Source organism: Colwellia sp. M166, assembly GCF_024585285.1.
Classification (GTDB): domain Bacteria; phylum Pseudomonadota; class Gammaproteobacteria; order Enterobacterales; family Alteromonadaceae; genus Cognaticolwellia.
In genome coordinates this window covers 514,767-531,289 of the sequence record NZ_CP040755.1, presented here as the reverse complement: position 1 = coordinate 531,289, position 16,523 = coordinate 514,767, and the positions used below count along the sequence as shown (strand labels likewise).

Annotated in this window: 14 protein-coding genes and 1 pseudogene; 3 read left to right on the top strand and 12 right to left on the bottom strand. The window is 37.5% G+C overall.

Annotated features, from left to right (window positions below; translation table 11 throughout):
• Window positions 1–111: 111 nt before the first annotated feature.
• From FGD67_RS02470 to FGD67_RS02435, 8 genes and pseudogenes are all read right to left on the bottom strand, one after another.
• Window positions 112–321, bottom strand: coding sequence for a KTSC domain-containing protein (locus FGD67_RS02470; RefSeq protein WP_257173543.1), 210 nt, complete (start codon window positions 319–321; stop codon window positions 112–114).
• A gap of 3 nt (window positions 322–324) precedes the next feature.
• Window positions 325–2,205, bottom strand: coding sequence for an ATP-binding protein (locus tag FGD67_RS02465; protein ID WP_257173542.1), 1,881 nt, complete (start codon window positions 2,203–2,205; stop codon window positions 325–327).
• Between the two features lie 4 nt (window positions 2,206–2,209).
• A complete protein-coding gene (locus tag FGD67_RS02460) occupies window positions 2,210–3,406 on the bottom strand; it encodes an SIR2 family protein (protein ID WP_257173541.1) in 1,197 nt (398 codons plus the stop codon).
• A gap of 460 nt (window positions 3,407–3,866) precedes the next feature.
• Window positions 3,867–4,595, bottom strand: a complete 729-nt coding sequence (locus FGD67_RS02455; protein WP_373567827.1) for an IS66 family transposase — start codon at window positions 4,593–4,595, stop codon at window positions 3,867–3,869.
• 415 nt (window positions 4,596–5,010) lie between these two features.
• A pseudogene (locus FGD67_RS02450) lies at window positions 5,011–6,037 on the bottom strand (IS110 family transposase).
• Window positions 6,038–6,110: 73 nt separating this feature from the next.
• Complete coding sequence (locus FGD67_RS02445; RefSeq protein ID WP_257173540.1) at window positions 6,111–6,953, bottom strand: IS66 family transposase; 843 nt, start codon at window positions 6,951–6,953, stop codon at window positions 6,111–6,113.
• Window positions 6,954–7,060: 107 nt separating this feature from the next.
• Complete coding sequence (tnpB, locus tag FGD67_RS02440; protein WP_257173539.1) at window positions 7,061–7,408, bottom strand: IS66 family insertion sequence element accessory protein TnpB; 348 nt, start codon at window positions 7,406–7,408, stop codon at window positions 7,061–7,063.
• Window positions 7,408–7,704 (bottom strand): IS66 family insertion sequence element accessory protein TnpB, encoded by a 297-nt coding sequence (locus FGD67_RS02435; protein ID WP_257173538.1) that lies wholly within the window; start codon window positions 7,702–7,704, stop codon window positions 7,408–7,410. The genes tnpB and FGD67_RS02435 overlap by 1 nt, the downstream gene beginning before the upstream one ends.
• A 531-nt stretch (window positions 7,705–8,235) precedes the next feature.
• Here FGD67_RS02435 and FGD67_RS02430 point away from each other — a divergent pair.
• Both FGD67_RS02430 and infA read left to right on the top strand, forming a co-directional pair.
• A complete protein-coding gene (locus tag FGD67_RS02430) occupies window positions 8,236–8,937 on the top strand; it encodes an arginyltransferase (RefSeq protein WP_257173537.1) in 702 nt (233 codons plus the stop codon).
• Between the two features lie 84 nt (window positions 8,938–9,021).
• Complete coding sequence (gene infA, locus FGD67_RS02425; RefSeq protein ID WP_011043571.1) at window positions 9,022–9,240, top strand: translation initiation factor IF-1; 219 nt, start codon at window positions 9,022–9,024, stop codon at window positions 9,238–9,240.
• A 152-nt stretch (window positions 9,241–9,392) separates the two neighbouring features.
• On the opposite strand, the gene clpA is transcribed toward infA, so the two are convergent.
• Both clpA and clpS read right to left on the bottom strand, forming a co-directional pair.
• Window positions 9,393–11,645, bottom strand: a complete 2,253-nt coding sequence (clpA, locus tag FGD67_RS02420; RefSeq protein WP_257173536.1) for an ATP-dependent Clp protease ATP-binding subunit ClpA — start codon at window positions 11,643–11,645, stop codon at window positions 9,393–9,395.
• 28 nt (window positions 11,646–11,673) lie between these two features.
• Entirely contained in the window at window positions 11,674–11,994 is a 321-nt protein-coding gene (gene clpS, locus FGD67_RS02415) for an ATP-dependent Clp protease adapter ClpS (protein WP_257173535.1), read from the bottom strand.
• A gap of 212 nt (window positions 11,995–12,206) precedes the next feature.
• Between clpS and cspD the strand changes: the two genes are divergently transcribed.
• Window positions 12,207–12,428 carry a cold shock domain-containing protein CspD gene (cspD, locus tag FGD67_RS02410; RefSeq protein WP_077285985.1) on the top strand — a complete coding sequence of 74 codons (222 nt, stop codon included), beginning with the start codon at window positions 12,207–12,209 and terminating at the stop codon, window positions 12,426–12,428.
• Window positions 12,429–12,570: 142 nt separating this feature from the next.
• On the opposite strand, the gene icd is transcribed toward cspD, so the two are convergent.
• Together icd and FGD67_RS02400 are read right to left on the bottom strand one after the other, a co-directional pair.
• Window positions 12,571–13,821: an NADP-dependent isocitrate dehydrogenase gene (gene icd / locus FGD67_RS02405; protein ID WP_257173534.1), complete on the bottom strand. Its 1,251-nt coding sequence runs from the start codon at window positions 13,819–13,821 to the stop codon at window positions 12,571–12,573.
• 280 nt (window positions 13,822–14,101) lie between these two features.
• Window positions 14,102–16,333 (bottom strand): NADP-dependent isocitrate dehydrogenase, encoded by a 2,232-nt coding sequence (locus FGD67_RS02400; protein WP_257173533.1) that lies wholly within the window; start codon window positions 16,331–16,333, stop codon window positions 14,102–14,104.
• Window positions 16,334–16,523 lie beyond the last annotated feature (190 nt).

The window sequence follows — 16,523 nt, the reverse complement described above, 5'->3', positions numbered from 1 at the left end:
ATAACTTAAAAGCCACACTTAATTCGGTAACTCTTTCTTGAGAGCATTTGTAGCATTCAAGTATAAATTCTCTTGATTTATTACAACGTTTCAATTATTGAAAGTATAAGTTTAAACTTTAGAGTATCTATAATTCCCTTTTATTTGAGCGGCTAAATACCCTCCAACTGAGTCAGCATCGCGGACCCCTTCAAAAATATGCACCGGAACATCAAAGTATTGGTATGCAGTTCCATTATTAAATTCAACCTGCAAAGTTGAACTTTCTTCATCATAGCCCACTGCTCCTACATTGCTTGAAACCACTTGAATCATATCCATTTTTTACTCCTTTACTTTATCTATTTTAGGGTTTTGTGCTCTCCAAGTTTCAACTAACTCAGAATAATTTGGGTTTACTTCCATAGGAATACCCCAGCCGCCAGGATTTTGAGAATCTTCGTGTGATACTTCATCAAAAATAATAGGGTCTTGACTATCTGGTCTTCTATTTTTAGGTGGTGGCTCAATTGTTGTTCTCATTGGTAATTTTACGGCTTCACCTAATATTATTGCTTCACCTGTTCTTAATATTGGTAACATATTTGTTAAGCCATCAAGGTTATCAGATAAGGCTGATGTTATATGGCTTCTGTCAGATCCATTAGTTAACCTAAGAGCAAAGAAGGTTCCGCATTGTGAAAGAATTGTAGGATTAATTTCTGAAGGTCTTTGGCTTACTATCATTGCACCAATGCCATACTTACGCCCTTCTTTTACTATTCGTTGCACCACTTTTGAAGCCATCCCCTCCAATTTATCATTTAAATAAATATGCGCCTCTTCCATAACTAGCAATAACGGTCTATGTCTTCCACCTTGTGATAGGTTTCTTGACCAGAAAAGGGCTTCATATAACAATCTAAGTAGCGCGCCTATTGTCGTTTGTAATATATCGGCAGGTACACCAGATAAATCCAAAATCGTAACAGGCTTATCACTGCCTATCCAACCTTTTAATAACTTATCTAAATCAAAAGTAACTTTTCCGTCAATATCAGGTAACCATCCATGAACATCAGGTTTAAAAATAAAATTGTACCTTGGTATTCTTAATTTAGTGCCCAAAAGCAACAGTTGTTTACCAATATTCAAACTACCAGGCAAATAAAATATTTTTTCTTCATCTTTTTCAGTAACAGTGTTTTTGAAAATTGGTGGAATACCTTGCAATGGGTTCCCCTTCATTTCGTTTCCATCGCCATCTAATTCATATGCTAAGTTATCTAATGGTTTACCACCTCTTCCTTTGTAATAAGTACCAAAAGTTTCAATGAATAATTCATGCCATAAATGATGAATACTAAATGGAATCGGACTATCAACACTGAGAGTGTCTGATGTAGCGCCTTTTCTAGGTGTACATTTTAAAGACTCAAGTTTATATTTTTGAATCCTTTCCATAACAATATTTTTATCTTTTTCACTGGTAAACTCGCCAAAACTTATTTTGCATAGCTCATCAAAACTTAATGCCCAAAAAGGTATATAAAACTTTTTCTCTTTAAACTTGGAAGATGCATCACCATTTATTTTATAAATATGCGCTTTATCCTGTAAAGCTTGACCATATTCACCATGAAGATCTAACATAATAATTCGAGAAGATGGGTATTTTTCGGTATCAGACAGTGCATTCATTATGCTTGCTACCGTCGTTGATTTTCCTGAACCGGTTGTTCCAACAATAGCTGAATGCCTTGTAACTAATTTATTTACATCAATTAGTGCGGGAATTGAATCCGCATTAGATATATGACCTAATTTCACAAAATAGGGTTTGTCAGGCTCGCCATAAATATTTTTCAGTTCTTTTTCGGAAACTAAATGGACTTCATCTCCAATAGTTGGATATTGAGACAGGCCTCTTTGAAATCGCCCTCTTTTTGGCCCTTCACCTATCAACTGAATTGTCATCCACCGATTACCAATATCTGGATTATCGGCCTGACTGACTGGGATTGCACTTGCCCCTACTTGGCTAATGATTCCAAACAAATTATTAAAACCAATAGGAATTCGAACAAAGCTCCCTATTTGTCCTACTCGATAACCTTGTCCATCTATATAAACAAAGCCTGTTAAAGATTCCTTTGACAATGATATGCTAACTGATGTTCCACTAACATCTTGAACATCTCCAAGATAAGTTTCTTTACTTGTCATTCTACTACTCACTAGTCGGTCCTATAATTTTCTTGAGAAAATTTGTGAATACAGAAAAGTCACCTAATTTGACTAAATGTTTCTTCTCACTTGGTTCAGTATTTTCTTGAGACGTTTCAATAAATGTGAGTAAATCAATATCATCCTCATCTTCGATTTTATTCCATCGCCCTAAACTAGTACCGATAATAGCTTTGTCATCTGTCCACACATTAAGATTGTGTTGTTTTTTGGCAAGTTTGTATGCTTCTTCATATCTTTCTACGGATTGATCTTCATATGTCCCATACATTAAACCTAATACCATACCCGTAGGGTTAGATTTTAAAGCATTAATAATCGCGTCATTAAGGTGGTTATCATGAAATGAATAACCACATAGTACAAGTAATGATGATTTCTTTCGTATAAAGCGATTCAGTTGATCAATTAATGCCAAATAGGGCATTTTTCGACTTTCTTCATACTTTAGATGTGAAGGATAAATTAAATGTGATGCATCATGCTTTATTTCAGATGATCTATAGACTTTCTTTTCACCTGCTATATTTTCTTGATACCAATTTATGGAACCATGAATTTTCCATAGTCTTGACCAATGTTTTGGAATTAAATTATCCTCAACAGCTCTTAAATCAAAAAAAGATCTTCTTGAACCAACAAATCCATCAAAATATGGAACTTCTAAACTTTCTAAAGCCTGCTCTAGCAATAAATCATAATTAGTAGTAAATAATTCAACGGAAGACTTTCTGTCAATTGACCTGATCCAATTACAAAGACGGTGGTAAGGGGTTTCATCATGGGGCAATTCAACATCCAGCTTTTTTACTATCTCTGAGCAGATATCCTTTTCTAGTTGTAATAATTCACTTTCAACTAACCCCCTGACACTTCCCCCTTTAGATACAAGAATTAAACTCCTAAGAAAGCTTAAGATATCTTCTATATTTTCAGGACTTTTCCCTGTCTTTGCTAATTCACTTAATAACAATGTATGTTTTTCATTATCAACTAGTTGCTCATTGATAAAAATAGTAAGCTGTTTAACATCAGGAATTAACGGCCAATCTTCTTTGTTGGGTAACTCTACAGATAGTGGGCAACCTGCTGATATAAAAAAACCTATAGACTCATTATTTTGCGAAAGAGATTGCCTTAAGTACTTTAAATGCCTAGTTGGGCTGTGAAAATTGTTCATGAAAAACTCCGTTATAATCTTATTTAGACAAGAATAGGTTATGTAAATACGGAACATCGTGTAAATTACAATTTATCAACTGCCGTAAATTAATCCATTAATAATATATTTAAAATCTACCAGCAATCATGTGCTTATACTATATAAACTTTATCATTAACCACCTAAATCAGCTCTTTCTTGTTTTGTAATAATATTTACACGGTTAGTACAGTTATTTACATAACTCAAGGAATATTATAAATACAAAAGCTTCACCAATCCCCCCCGCGGGCAATAAACAATGACAAAAGTTAACATTTCGCTCTACTAATACGTCACAAGGAGTGACAACAAAGGTGCTAACATATCAATCATATAGGAAACTCAATCACACTTGATTTCAATTTAATAATTTCCTTTTCTAATTTTCGTAACTGTTCAACTAACATTACTTCAGTAAGCGTATGGGGAAAGGCGTCTAGTCTTGCTTGATGTTCCAAGGCAGTAGATGTTCTAGGCTCTCTGGCTTTTTAGCCAGTTCATTTAAACAGGTTTGCAAATAACTATCGACCAGCAAGCCATTGGCTTTAGCAGTTTCAACAAAACTGTAGAGTATTGCACTGGCATTAGCACCACGCGATGTATTTGAAAACAGCCAATTTTTACGACCAATTACAAACGGCTTTACTGCTCGCTCAGCACGGTTATTATCAATATTGATACGACCGTCTTTGAGGTAGGTTTCAAGTTTATGTGCTTGGTTATGCCAATAAGTTAAGGCTTCGCCTAGTTTACTTTTGGGCGGTATTTTTTCTCGGTTTTCAATGACCCAACGATGGATGGTATCAAACAGCGGTTTTGATTTTTCTTGTCTTGCTTGATATTTCTCATCGCTATTTTTTGTTTTGATATTTGCTTCAATGCCATAGAGTTTGCCAATTAAGCTCAATACCACATCGGCTTTACCTGTTTTGTTTTTACCTTGCGCGGTTTTCGCATCAATGAATTTGCGACGTGCATGCGCCATACAGCCGGCTAATATCGCATTCGTTTTTCCGTACGCAGCGTAACCATCAACTTGTAAATAATGACTATAACCGTCAAGAAACGTGATGGGGCATTGCGCTGCTCGGCTGTTGTGATAATCATACAAGACGATGTTTTTTGTCTTATTGTTATTCAACTTATCCTCACCACAGCAGTACATATATGGACGCTTCCTTGATGTCAACCCAAGTGAATACGAAAACATAACAAAACGGGCTTATGTTTTTGATTACTGAGCATTACTCTTTTCATACTTTTGTTCATGATGACAGGCGCTTTCGCTTGCTTAAAGCAAACTGTACTGACATATATTCGAGCTATGGTTTGTTATCCATGCTCCAGATAAGTTGCGAACTAGAAATACCTTAAAACATTGTTCACCCAAACGTGATAGATACACTTGTCCTCTCACAGGCTTTGTTCTAGTTGGCTAGTGCCTTTTTTTCTCATCTTATCAACAACAGTCTTGAAAAGTTTTCTGGATAAATTAAGTCCCCTCTAGCAGCCTAAACACCCACACAGACTCATGGCCTTTGTCCTGCACAGGCTTACTAGAGGGTAAAACGGGTCGTCAATCATGTGATTACCTTAACCGGTTGAGGCGTGTAATGGCATTGCTTTTGTAACAATGTCCACATGATGCGTGCTAACTTGTGCGCAGTGGCAACCGCGGTACAATTGAACGGTTTTCGTGCACTTAACTGGGTTATCCACACACTCAATGCATCGTGTTTCTTTCTGGCATGAACGATGATGGCACGCGCACCATGGATAAGCTGTTTACGCAGGTATTGGTCTCCACGTTTACTGATGCCGCCCATCACGCTTTTATTGCCTGAGGCAAATTGTTTGGGTGTAATGCCTAGCCAAACAGCAAAGTCGCGTGCACTGGTGAAGGCTTGTCCACTGCCTATTGAGGCAATAAAGGCAGAAGCATTGAGGTAACCAATGCCAGGGATACTCAATAGTATTTGCCCTAATGAATTGGCTTCAATGTCAGTTTTTAATTGTTTTTCAATCGCTTTAATACGTAGGTTTAAGGTTTTGAATTCTTGATAAACATCGTTAACTAGCCACTGAACTGATACCGATAACGTGGTATCAAGTGATAATGCTTGCATACTTTCATTAAAAGCAGGTATGCCTAACGGGAAAACAAGGCCAATGTCAGCTAATAAACCACGTAGTTGATTAGTGACCGCTGTACGTGTTTTTAAGTAACCTTTCTCGCAAGCGATGTAGCATTAACGTTTCTTGCTGAGTTTGGGTTTTGATGGGGACAAACCGAATGAAAGGTCGCCTACTTGCTTCGAATATGGCCAGTGTATCGTTACTGTCATTCTTGTTTCCTCGCACAAAAGGTGTCACGTGTTGCGCAGGAATTAAGTGCACAGTGTGACCGATGGATTCAAACAACCGGCCCCAATAATGAGAAGAATAACAGGCCTCCATCACAACACGACATGGGGGTTGCATTTGCATAAAATGCTTCAGTTGAGCGCGGTTCAAGCGCTTATTAAAAACGCCTTTATTAGCCTCAGTAAACCCCATGAGTTGAAAAACGTTTTTTGCTAAATCAATTGATATTGTGCTAACTTTCATGACGGACGTTCCTTAAATTAACTGATTGTTTTTAACCAGTTTGGCGCATTGACGCCGTAATTGGGAGCGTCCATCACATCACCCACATATAGCTGGTCGTCTTTTCTTCTCGAATAACCTTTAATGGGGTTTCGTCAGCATGGATAACCGCTTGCGCAAGTAACTGCCTTTTTAAGGCAACATATAGCGGCATCAACAACTCACTGCAACGTATTAACCAGTCTGACATCGTTTGGCGACTTAAACTTATGCCATAGTCGTTAAACAGCCTTTCTTGACGATAGAGCGGTAAGCCATATTGGTATTTAGCTGTGATGAGCTGGCTGAGTAAGCTTGCCGTGGCAATCCCTTTGGGGATTGGCGTTGAGGGCATTGGCGGTGTTTTAATGTGATTGGTGATACCTGTTTTCTCACACTGCTTACAGGCATATTTGGGACGAATAGTTTCAATTACCTTGATATGTGCAGGAACGAACTCGAGCTTTTCACTGCGTGACTCCCCGATTTTATGTAAGCTATTTTGACAGCAATTACAGATTTTCTCATCAACAGGTAAATCGATTGTCACGACTTGACGCGGTAAGTCTTTGGGAAGCGCTTTTCGTTTCGGTGTGTTTTTAATGGTTGCTGCTTGCTTGCCATCAACCTCGGCTAAGAGTATTTTATCGGCTTCATCCAAGGTTTCTTCGGCTTCATTGAAGGTTTCACCTTCGCCAGGATTTTTCTCTGAGCTTTTACCGAACGCTTTGCGTCTAGCGATTTCATAGCGCTCGATCAGACCATGAATAATTTCATTTTGTTTAGCTAACTCTTTATCTTTTTCTGCCAATGCTCGGGTTGTGTTAACTTGCAACTCAAGTAACATTTTCTTGAGTTGTTCTGGGTCGTTGGGCAGTGAGTTAACATCTATATTCATGCACACAGCTTAGCAAAATTTACATTGGCTATCTGCTTTGTACGTCAAATAATATAGGGTTTGCGTACACGATCATTGACTACCTTTTGATAGTCAATGTGATCCCCTCAAATCACCGATTCATAGTGTAATGGATCATGACCTACAACATCATAACCCGAGAGTAACCAAGCCAATTGCTGCTCCGTTAATTCAAACACTTGGTTTGATACTTTACTTGGCCATTTGAATTTCTGTTTTTCTAGGCGCTTATACCACAACGCAAAACCTGTTTTATCCCAATAGAGAATTTTAAGCTTGTCTCTGGCTTTGTTACAAAAGACGAACAATGCGCCAGTATAAGCGTCATGTTCAAGTTCACCTTCAACAATACCAACCAAGCCATTTATCGATTTACGAAAATCGACAACATCTCGGTGTAAAAAGACTTCAGGTACTTCACTAAACATTTTCATTAAACCAATGCTCGTAATACTTGGCCTAAGTAAGTGGCACAGGTATTTGAAGGAAGCTTTAATGTTGCTTTCCCTAACGTCAATTCAATGGGTGGTTGCTGCGTTATCAATTCAACTTGTTGGGTGACTTGGGTACGAACAAAGCTGCTGGTAGTGATCCCCAGCTTTTTACGAAAGACATAAAAACTAGAGGTTGCTAATTGATGTTTACGGCAATAATCAATGATGGTTAAGCCACTAGCTTGCTGTTCAGTAAGGATAGCTCGCCATTGTTCATGGCTTCGAGTTATTTTCATAAGTTACTCCAAATAATTGTTTGAAGTAACTTAACTTGAACTCGGCACATTGTTTAGATGCTCTTTGCCGGACGCTTACACTTGATCAAGCAGAATTAATGCGTGTACTCGCGGAAGCATATTATCAACTAGAATCATTTGAACAAGCATATTTAACATTAAAGGCAGCGAATAAAGTTAAGTTGCACTAATTTTAGAACTTATAACCTAGCAATAATCCAACTTGGCTATTAGCATACCTATGACCAAGAAGCACAAAGTATTTTTAGAATCATTCAGTACTCAGATTATATTCAAAAGCCTATTTCAAGATATGCTCGCCTTATCGAACCAATTCACTAATTTTTTTACATTCAAAATTACTAATCGTTAGTAATAGCCTTAATTAAAAACAAAACACACCGTAGGAAACTAATTTGACAATTAATTTACCATCAAATAAAGGTAACGTAATTAGAATAGCGTTATTATACTGCTTGGCTTTATAGTTAAATCACCAAATATTAAAAATGCAGTTAAAGGTAATCGTTAATGAGTTTAAAGTACAAGTTAGGTATTACTAAGCCGTTCCCCTGCAATTACTTGCCTGGGCAAGAAGAGCGCTTATTAGTGGCTGTTGATAGTAGCTTACATGATAGTGAACATTATGGTTGGTTGATGCAACAAGGCTTTAGGCGCAGCGGTAATGAAATCTATCGTCCCCATTGTATTGCATGTCAAGCATGCCAGTCACTTCGAGTATTAGTGAAGAACTTTATCCCCTCAAAAAGTCAAAAACGCTTATTAAAACGCAATCAGCTATTTACGGTAGTGATAAGTGAACAGATAAAACCCAGCTACTACCCACTATACGAGCAGTATATTAATATTATACATAGCGACGGTAGTATGTTTCCGGCATCAGAGCAGCAGTTTCAGAGTTTTACCCTCAACGATATTACTGAGCAATGCTACATTGAAATTTGGCACAATGAGCTTTTGATCAGTGTTGCGGTAACAGACAAAATTCCTGATGGCTTATCGGCGGTATATACTTTTTACCACCCAGATTATAGAAAATACGGCTTGGGCGTTTTTTCAATTTTAAAGCAAATTGAAATGGCTGCTGACCTTGAATATCAATTCCTCTATCTTGGTTATCAAATAGCACAATGCAATAAAATGAACTATAAAGATCGCTATAACCCACACCAAATATTAGTCGAAAATCAATGGCAAACCGTAAATAAATAACACTATAGCTTTACATTAGCGCTGTAATTCGGCATTATCTGCGCAGCTTTTTATTTACGCACTAATTTAGAGGTTTGGCGCCCAATGGCGAAAGAAGAAAATATTGAAATGCAAGGTACTGTTTTAGATACTTTGCCAAATACTATGTTCCGTGTTGAATTGGAAAATGGTCATGTTGTAACCGCTCATATTTCTGGGAAAATGCGCAAAAATTACATCCGTATTTTAACTGGCGATAAAGTCACTGTTGAACTAACACCATATGACTTATCTAAAGGTCGCATTATCTTCCGTGCTAGATAAAAATTAATTAATTCAGTTATGAATACGCTTTAGGTTTATGTAAATAAAGCGTTTTTTTATCATCAAAATTTAGTTAATTCCAATTTGATATAACAAAAAACCGAGCTTGCTCGGTTTTTTTATTTTCTATACAATATCAATGATATTAGCCGCTAATGTTCAACTAACTCTTTTTTTGATTCGTAATTTATCACCAATTTATCTTTCTTCACAGCAACCCGAGCGACACCACCTTGGGTTAGTTCACCAAAAAGTAGCTCATTAGCTAAGGGTTTTTTCAATTGCTCTTGAATCAACCTCGCCATCGGACGCGCTCCCATCGACTTGTCATAGCCATTAGTTGCCATCCATTTTTTAGCATCTTTGGTAATTTCTAAAGAAACAGCTTTTTCATCAAGTTGAACTTGTAACTCAACAATAAACTTGTCGACGACTTGTTGAATAATTTCATCACTTAAATGATTAAACCAAACAATGTTATCTAAGCGATTGCGAAACTCAGGTGAAAATACTTTATTAATTTCCTCCATGGCATCAATGCTATTGTCTTGTTGTTTAAAGCCAATAGATTGCTTCACCGTGTGCGCAATGCCCGCATTAGTTGTTAGCACTAATATAATGTTTCTAAAGTCAGCTTTACGGCCATTGTTGTCTGTTAACGTGCCATGATCCATAACCTGTAGGAGAATGTTGTAAACATCTTCGTGGGCTTTTTCTATTTCATCTAGCAAGACAACAGCGTGTGGATTTTTAATCACAGCATCAGTAAGTAAACCGCCTTGCTCATAGCCAACATAACCAGGAGGCGCACCAATTAAACGGCTAACAGCGTGTTTCTCCATGTATTCAGACATGTCATAACGTAATAGTTCAACACCCAGTACTTTAGCAAGCTGTTGAGTAACTTCTGTTTTACCTACTCCTGTTGGTCCAGCAAAGATAAATGATCCAATAGGTTTATTTTCATTGCCTAAACCTGCTCGTGATAAGCGAATAACAGACGATAGCTCATCAATGGCATGATCTTGGCCAAAAACAACCAGTTTTAAATTGCGATCAAGTGTTTTCAGACTATCAACCTCTGACGATGATACTGACTTTTCAGGAATACGAGCCATTTTAGCGACAATGTTTTCAATATCAGTATTGCTGATCACTTTTTTACGTTTAGACGCCGCTACTAACTGCTGACGTGCACCCGCTTCATCAATAACATCAATGGCTTTATCGGGTAAAAAGCGCTCATTAATATATTTAGCCGAAAGTTGTGCTGCGGCTCTTAACGCTTTGTTTGAATAACGTACACCATGATGCGCTTCATATTTATCTTTCAAACCATGTAAAATTTTTGTTGTGTCGTCAACGCTGGGCTCAATAACATCAATTTTTTGAAAACGACGAGCTAAAGCACGATCTTTTTCAAAAATACTTTGGTACTCTTGATAAGTTGTAGAGCCAATACAACGTAACTTTCCTGACGAAAGTAACGGTTTGATCAGATTCGACGCATCTAACATACCGCCAGAGGCTGCACCAGCTCCTATAATGGTGTGTATCTCATCAATAAAGAGTATCGCATTGCCATCTTGCTCAAGCTCTTTTAACAAGGCTTTAAAGCGCTTCTCAAAATCACCACGATATTTAGTCCCCGCCAACAACGCGCCCATATCTAAAGAGTATATTGTCGCGTCTGCCAGAAACTCAGGCACTTTATCTGAAATTAATAAATTGGCTAAACCTTCAGCTATGGCGGTTTTACCTACGCCGGCTTCACCGACGTATAACGGATTATTTTTACGACGACGACTTAACACTTGCAGCGTGCGCTCTAGCTCACTATCACGACCAATAAGCGGATCAATATTGCCTTTCAAAGCCTCTTCATTGAGGTTTGTAGAAAAGTTATCAATGGTACGAGGCTCTTCTTCACCTGCCGGTGCTTGTGCTGCATTAGTGTTAGCTTCTTGATCAATTTTAGCGATACCATGTGAGATATAATTAACAATATCGAGGCGACTGATATCAGATTTCTTTAAAAAATAAGCCGCTTGTGATTCTTGTTCGCTAAATATTGCCACTAAGACATTAGCGCCATTGACTTCACTTTTACCCGAAGATTGAACATGAAAAACAGCACGTTGTAACACGCGTTGAAAACCCAGTGTCGGTTGGGTTTCTCTTTCCTCTTCACCTGTGGGGATAACAGGCGTCGTATCGGCAATAAAGGCTAATAGTTCTTTTCTTAGATTGGTCATATTAGCACCACAAGCATTTAAAGCATCAATAGACGAAGGGTTATCTAACAACGCCAACAATAAATGTTCAACCGTCATAAATTCATGGCGAGACTCTTTAGCCTGACGAAAAGCCATATTTAACGATACTTCTAAATCTTTATTTAGCATAGGTTACTCCAATTTGCATCTTGCGTTATTACGCCTTTTCCATAGTACATTTAAGCGGATGTTCATTGCTTGTTGCGTAACTCAACACCTGATCAACCTTTGTTTCTGCCACTTCAGCAGTAAAGGTACCACAACGCCCTTTCCCTTTATAATGAATAGCTAGCATGACTTCTGTTGCTTGTTCTGAATTCATGTTAAAAAATTTGCACAATACATCAATGACAAAATCCATTGGAGTATAGTCATCATTCAATAGCACTACAGTATACATTGGGGGTTTCTGAAATTTTTCAATAACCTCCTCGTCAAGAACGCTTTGATCATCTATTAACTCTTTCCATTTACTCATAATTCTATATTAGTCTGTCAGTTAAATTTTTGCTTTAAGATTTGAAAAAATAATAACTAAAAAACATCAAAAAATATAATATTACACTTGACTATTTCTAATTATTATCTACGATTTATCTTGGTGGTTATTTTTTATCCACTTGAAATGAATATATGATGCTTTCAGGAAAGCATACCTAATTACCGATGATTTTAGAAGGATGTTGAAGTATGGCTCACGGTACAGTTAAATGGTTTAATAATGCAAAAGGTTTCGGTTTTATACGTCCAGAGGATGGTGGTGAAGATATTTTTGCTCATTATTCAACGATTCAAATGGAAGGATACCGTACATTAAAAGCGGGTCAGGATGTAAATTACGAATTAAACGCAGGGCCAAAAGGTCATCATGCGGCGAGTATTACACCATCAGAATTAGAATCAGATAATTAATATAAAAAATAAGGTTCGATTAAAAACAAAAAACACAGCATTTTGGCTGTGTTTTTTTATGGCTAATAACTTACATTATCGTACTGAGTATTATACCAAGTTTATTAAGATTGTTCCCACTCAGAGCTTAGTAGAATGGGTATTACATATGGTCAATAATACAATCACCAAACTCAGAACAAGTAACCAAAGTAGCATCATCCATTAAGCGCTCAAAATCATAAGTTACTGTTTTTGCGTTAATGGCCCCAGACATGCCTTTTAAAAGTAAATTAGCAGCTTCAGCCCAGCCCATATGACGTAACATCATTTCAGCTGATAAAATTACTGAGCCCGGGTTGACCTTATTCAAGCCTGCATATTTAGGCGCTGTACCATGCGTTGCTTCAAAAATAGCAATATCATCATTTAAGTTAGCCCCAGGCGCTATACCGATACCACCCACTTGTGCCGCTAAAGCATCCGACAAATAATCACCATTTAAGTTTAATGTCGCAATAACACTGTATTCAGCCGGACGTAGCAATATTTGCTGTAACATAGCATCGGCAATAACATCTTTAATGATAATTTCTTTGCCTGTTTTAGGGTTTGTTAAGCTACACCAAGGACCACCGTTAAGTAAATCAGCACCAAATTCTTCACGGGCTAATTCATAGCCCCAATCTTTAAATGCCCCTTCAGTGAATTTCATGATGTTACCTTTATGAACTAAAGTAACCGACTCTCTGTCGTTGTCAATGGCGTATTGAATAGCTTGTCGAACAAGCCTTTGCGTGCCTTCTTTAGATACCGGTTTGATACCGATACCACAATTTTCTTGAAAACGAATTTTGGTGACACCCATTTCTTCGGTCAAAAATTTTATCATTTTCTTCGCTTGCTCAGTACCGGCTTGATATTCAATACCAGCATAAATATCCTCTGAGTTTTCACGGAAAATAACCATATCAACTTCACCTGGTTTTTTAACCGGACTCGGTACCCCCGTAAACCACTGCACTGGTCGTTGACAAACATATAAATCAAGTATTTGTCGCAAAGCAACATTCAAAGAACGCATACCTCCGCCAACCGGTGTTGTTAGTGGACCTTTAATGCCGACTTTATACTCTTTGAACATCGCTAATGTTTCATCCGGCAACCAAGTCTCTGAATCATAAATTTGTGTTGCTTTTTCACCGGCATAGACTTCCATCCAATGAATTTTTTTATCTCCGCCATAAGCTTTTTGTACAGCAGCATCGACAACTTTCATCATAGGCGGCGTAACGTCTACACCAATACCATCACCTTCAATGAAAGGAATAATGGGGTTGTTAGGTACCTTTAATATACCTTGTTCTGAAGTTATTTTAGTGCCAGCACTAGGAATATTTACATGGTTCGACATATGAACTCTCCCAAATTTACTAATAAAAATAGCCGTTTGCTAATTTCTTTCCCCTTAAACTAATAGAAAAAGAGCAATGAAACTAATACTTAAATCATGATAGTCAATATCACTACTATGAATAATTAAAACGCTTGTTTAAATTAATTGCAAATTTTTTATCAGAAATAATGTCCTCAATTATCAATTCATTCACACGTATATAGCGTAGTGTACTAAATTTTAAGTAAAAAAAAGCTAGGCAACAGCCTAGCTTTTTATAATTATTATACCTATGCGCTTAAAGTAAGCTCGACAAAATTGTATTTAATGTCGCACTTGGGCGCATCGCTTTTTCTGCTAAATCAGCATCAGCAAAATAATAACCGTTAATGTCAATACTTGGTCCTTGAGCAGCATTTAATTCTGCAACAATTTTTGCTTCTTGTTTAGTTAATGCTTGGGCAACAGCAACAAAACTTGATTTTAAGCTTTCATCACTCGTTTGCTCTGCAAGCGCTTGTGCCCAGTACATTGCTAAATAAAAGTGAGAGCCACGGTTATCTAGCTCACCAACACGACGTGATGGTGATTTATTTTCTTGTAAAAACTTCGCGGTAGCTTGATCAAGTGTGTCAGCTAAAACTTGTGCCTTGGCATTACCCGTAGTGACACTTAAGTGTTCAAGTGAAGCGGCTAATGCAAGAAATTCACCTAAAGAATCCCAACGTAAGTGGTTTTCTTTTTCGAACTGTTGTACATGCTTAGGCGCTGAACCACCAGCACCGGTTTCAAATAAGCCGCCACCATTCATCAATGGTACAATTGACAGCATTTTTGCACTAGTACCGAGCTCTAGAATTGGAAATAAGTCAGTGAGGTAGTCACGTAAAACGTTACCTGTTACAGAGATAGTGTCTTCACCTTTAGCAACACGTGCTAAAGTAAATTCACAGGCTCTAATCGGCTCCATAATTTGAATATCTAAACCCGTCGTATCATGATCGGCAAGATAAGTATTAACTTTCTTAATCATTTGCGCATCATGACCACGATTTTCATCTAACCAAAATACTGCAGGTGTGTTGCTCGCTTTAGCACGAGTTACCGCTAATTTAACCCAATCTTGAATGGGTGCGTCTTTAGCTTGACACATTCTCCAGATATCACCTTCAGCAACCAAATGCTCAATCAGTGTTTCGCCTTGATCATTAACAACACGTACACTACCTGCATCTGTCATTATAAAGGTTTTATCATGTGAACCATACTCTTCAGCTTTTTGCGCCATTAAACCAACATTAGGTACGGTACCCATAGTTGTTGGATTAAAAGCACCGTTTTCACGACAAAAATCTACAACAGCAGAAAAAACACCTGCGTAGTTACGATCAGGGATCATAAACTTAGTTTCTTTTTGTGTGCCATCTGGTGCCCACATCATACCTGAAGCACGTAATGCCGCAGGCATTGATGCATCGATAATCACATCACTAGGTACATGTAAATTGGTAATACCTTTATCAGAATCTACCATAGCTAATTCAGGGCGTGTTACATATACAGCTTGAATATCGGCTTCAATTTCAGCTTTTTTCTCAGCTGACAAACGACCAATTTTAGCGTAAACATCACCAATACCGTTATCGGCATCAACACCAAGTTGATCAAAGGTAGCACCATGCTTAGCAAAAACATCTTTATAAAACACTTTAACAGCATAACCAAACATCACTGGATCAGAGACTTTCATCATAGTTGCTTTAAGGTGTAACGATAATAAAACGTTTTCAGATTTAGCTTTTTCAGTTTCAGTAGCAAAAAAGTCAACCAGTGCCGCTTTACTCATAACAGATGCATCAATAATTTCTTGATCTAATAACGCTAAATGCTCTTTTAGTAACGTGACATCGCCATTTTCGGCGATATATTCAATTTTAACGTTGGTTGCACCGTTAATGGTGACTGATTTTTCACTACCGTAAAAATCACCTGATTGCATATGTGCAACATGAGATTTCGTTGTTGGAGACCATGCGCCCATTGAATGCGGGTTAGTTCGCGCATATTGCTTAACAGAACCTGGTGCACGACGATCTGAATTACCTTCACGTAATACTGGGTTTACCGCTGAGCCTAACACTTTTGCATAAGTCAATTTAATTGACTCTTCCGCTTCATTTTGTGGTTCTTCTGGGTAATTTGGTAAATTATAACCTTTTGCTTGTAACTCTTTAATTACCGCTTGTAACTGCGGAATAGATGCAGAAATGTTAGGTAACTTAATGATGTTAGCTTCAGGAGTTTTGGCTAATTCGCCTAACTCAGCCAAAGCATCATCCATTCTTTGCTCTGCAGTAAGATATTTCGGAAAATTAGCGATGATTCGACCAGCCAATGAAATATCGCGTGTTTCAACATCAATAGCAGAAGATGCTGTGAACGCTTTAACAATGGGTAAAAAAGAATGCGTAGCTAAAGCTGGCGCTTCATCGGTAATAGTATAAATAATTTTTGATGTATCTGTGGTCATTTAAAATCCTTTGCTGATTTGCCATTAATCGATAAAATGAATAATCATTCATTATATCAATCGGACTAATGCATTGCACATTTAGCAAGCTCAAAGCTTTAGTAACAAATTATTGATGATGAGAATAATGAATCCCCTATCAAAAATATAACGCTGCATAGACTTTGTAAACTTGCTATTTAACACCTTA

Excerpts from the sequence above, each read along its gene's own strand:
- FGD67_RS02470 (WP_257173543.1), bottom strand. The coding sequence starts at position 321 with ATGGATATGATTCAAGTGGTTTCAAGCAATGTAGGAGCAGTGGGCTAT.
- FGD67_RS02465 (WP_257173542.1), bottom strand. The coding sequence starts at position 2,205 with ATGACAAGTAAAGAAACTTATCTTGGAGATGTTCAAGATGTTAGTGGA.
- FGD67_RS02460 (WP_257173541.1), bottom strand. The coding sequence starts at position 3,406 with ATGAACAATTTTCACAGCCCAACTAGGCATTTAAAGTACTTAAGGCAA.
- FGD67_RS02455 (WP_373567827.1), bottom strand. The coding sequence starts at position 4,595 with ATGTACTGCTGTGGTGAGGATAAGTTGAATAACAATAAGACAAAAAAC.
- FGD67_RS02445 (WP_257173540.1), bottom strand. The coding sequence starts at position 6,953 with ATGAATATAGATGTTAACTCACTGCCCAACGACCCAGAACAACTCAAG.
- tnpB (WP_257173539.1), bottom strand. The coding sequence starts at position 7,408 with ATGAAAATGTTTAGTGAAGTACCTGAAGTCTTTTTACACCGAGATGTT.
- FGD67_RS02435 (WP_257173538.1), bottom strand. The coding sequence starts at position 7,704 with ATGAAAATAACTCGAAGCCATGAACAATGGCGAGCTATCCTTACTGAA.
- FGD67_RS02430 (WP_257173537.1), top strand. The coding sequence starts at position 8,236 with ATGAGTTTAAAGTACAAGTTAGGTATTACTAAGCCGTTCCCCTGCAAT.
- infA (WP_011043571.1), top strand. The coding sequence starts at position 9,022 with ATGGCGAAAGAAGAAAATATTGAAATGCAAGGTACTGTTTTAGATACT.
- clpA (WP_257173536.1), bottom strand. The coding sequence starts at position 11,645 with ATGCTAAATAAAGATTTAGAAGTATCGTTAAATATGGCTTTTCGTCAG.
- clpS (WP_257173535.1), bottom strand. The coding sequence starts at position 11,994 with ATGAGTAAATGGAAAGAGTTAATAGATGATCAAAGCGTTCTTGACGAG.
- cspD (WP_077285985.1), top strand. The coding sequence starts at position 12,207 with ATGGCTCACGGTACAGTTAAATGGTTTAATAATGCAAAAGGTTTCGGT.
- icd (WP_257173534.1), bottom strand. The coding sequence starts at position 13,821 with ATGTCGAACCATGTAAATATTCCTAGTGCTGGCACTAAAATAACTTCA.
- FGD67_RS02400 (WP_257173533.1), bottom strand. The coding sequence starts at position 16,333 with ATGACCACAGATACATCAAAAATTATTTATACTATTACCGATGAAGCG.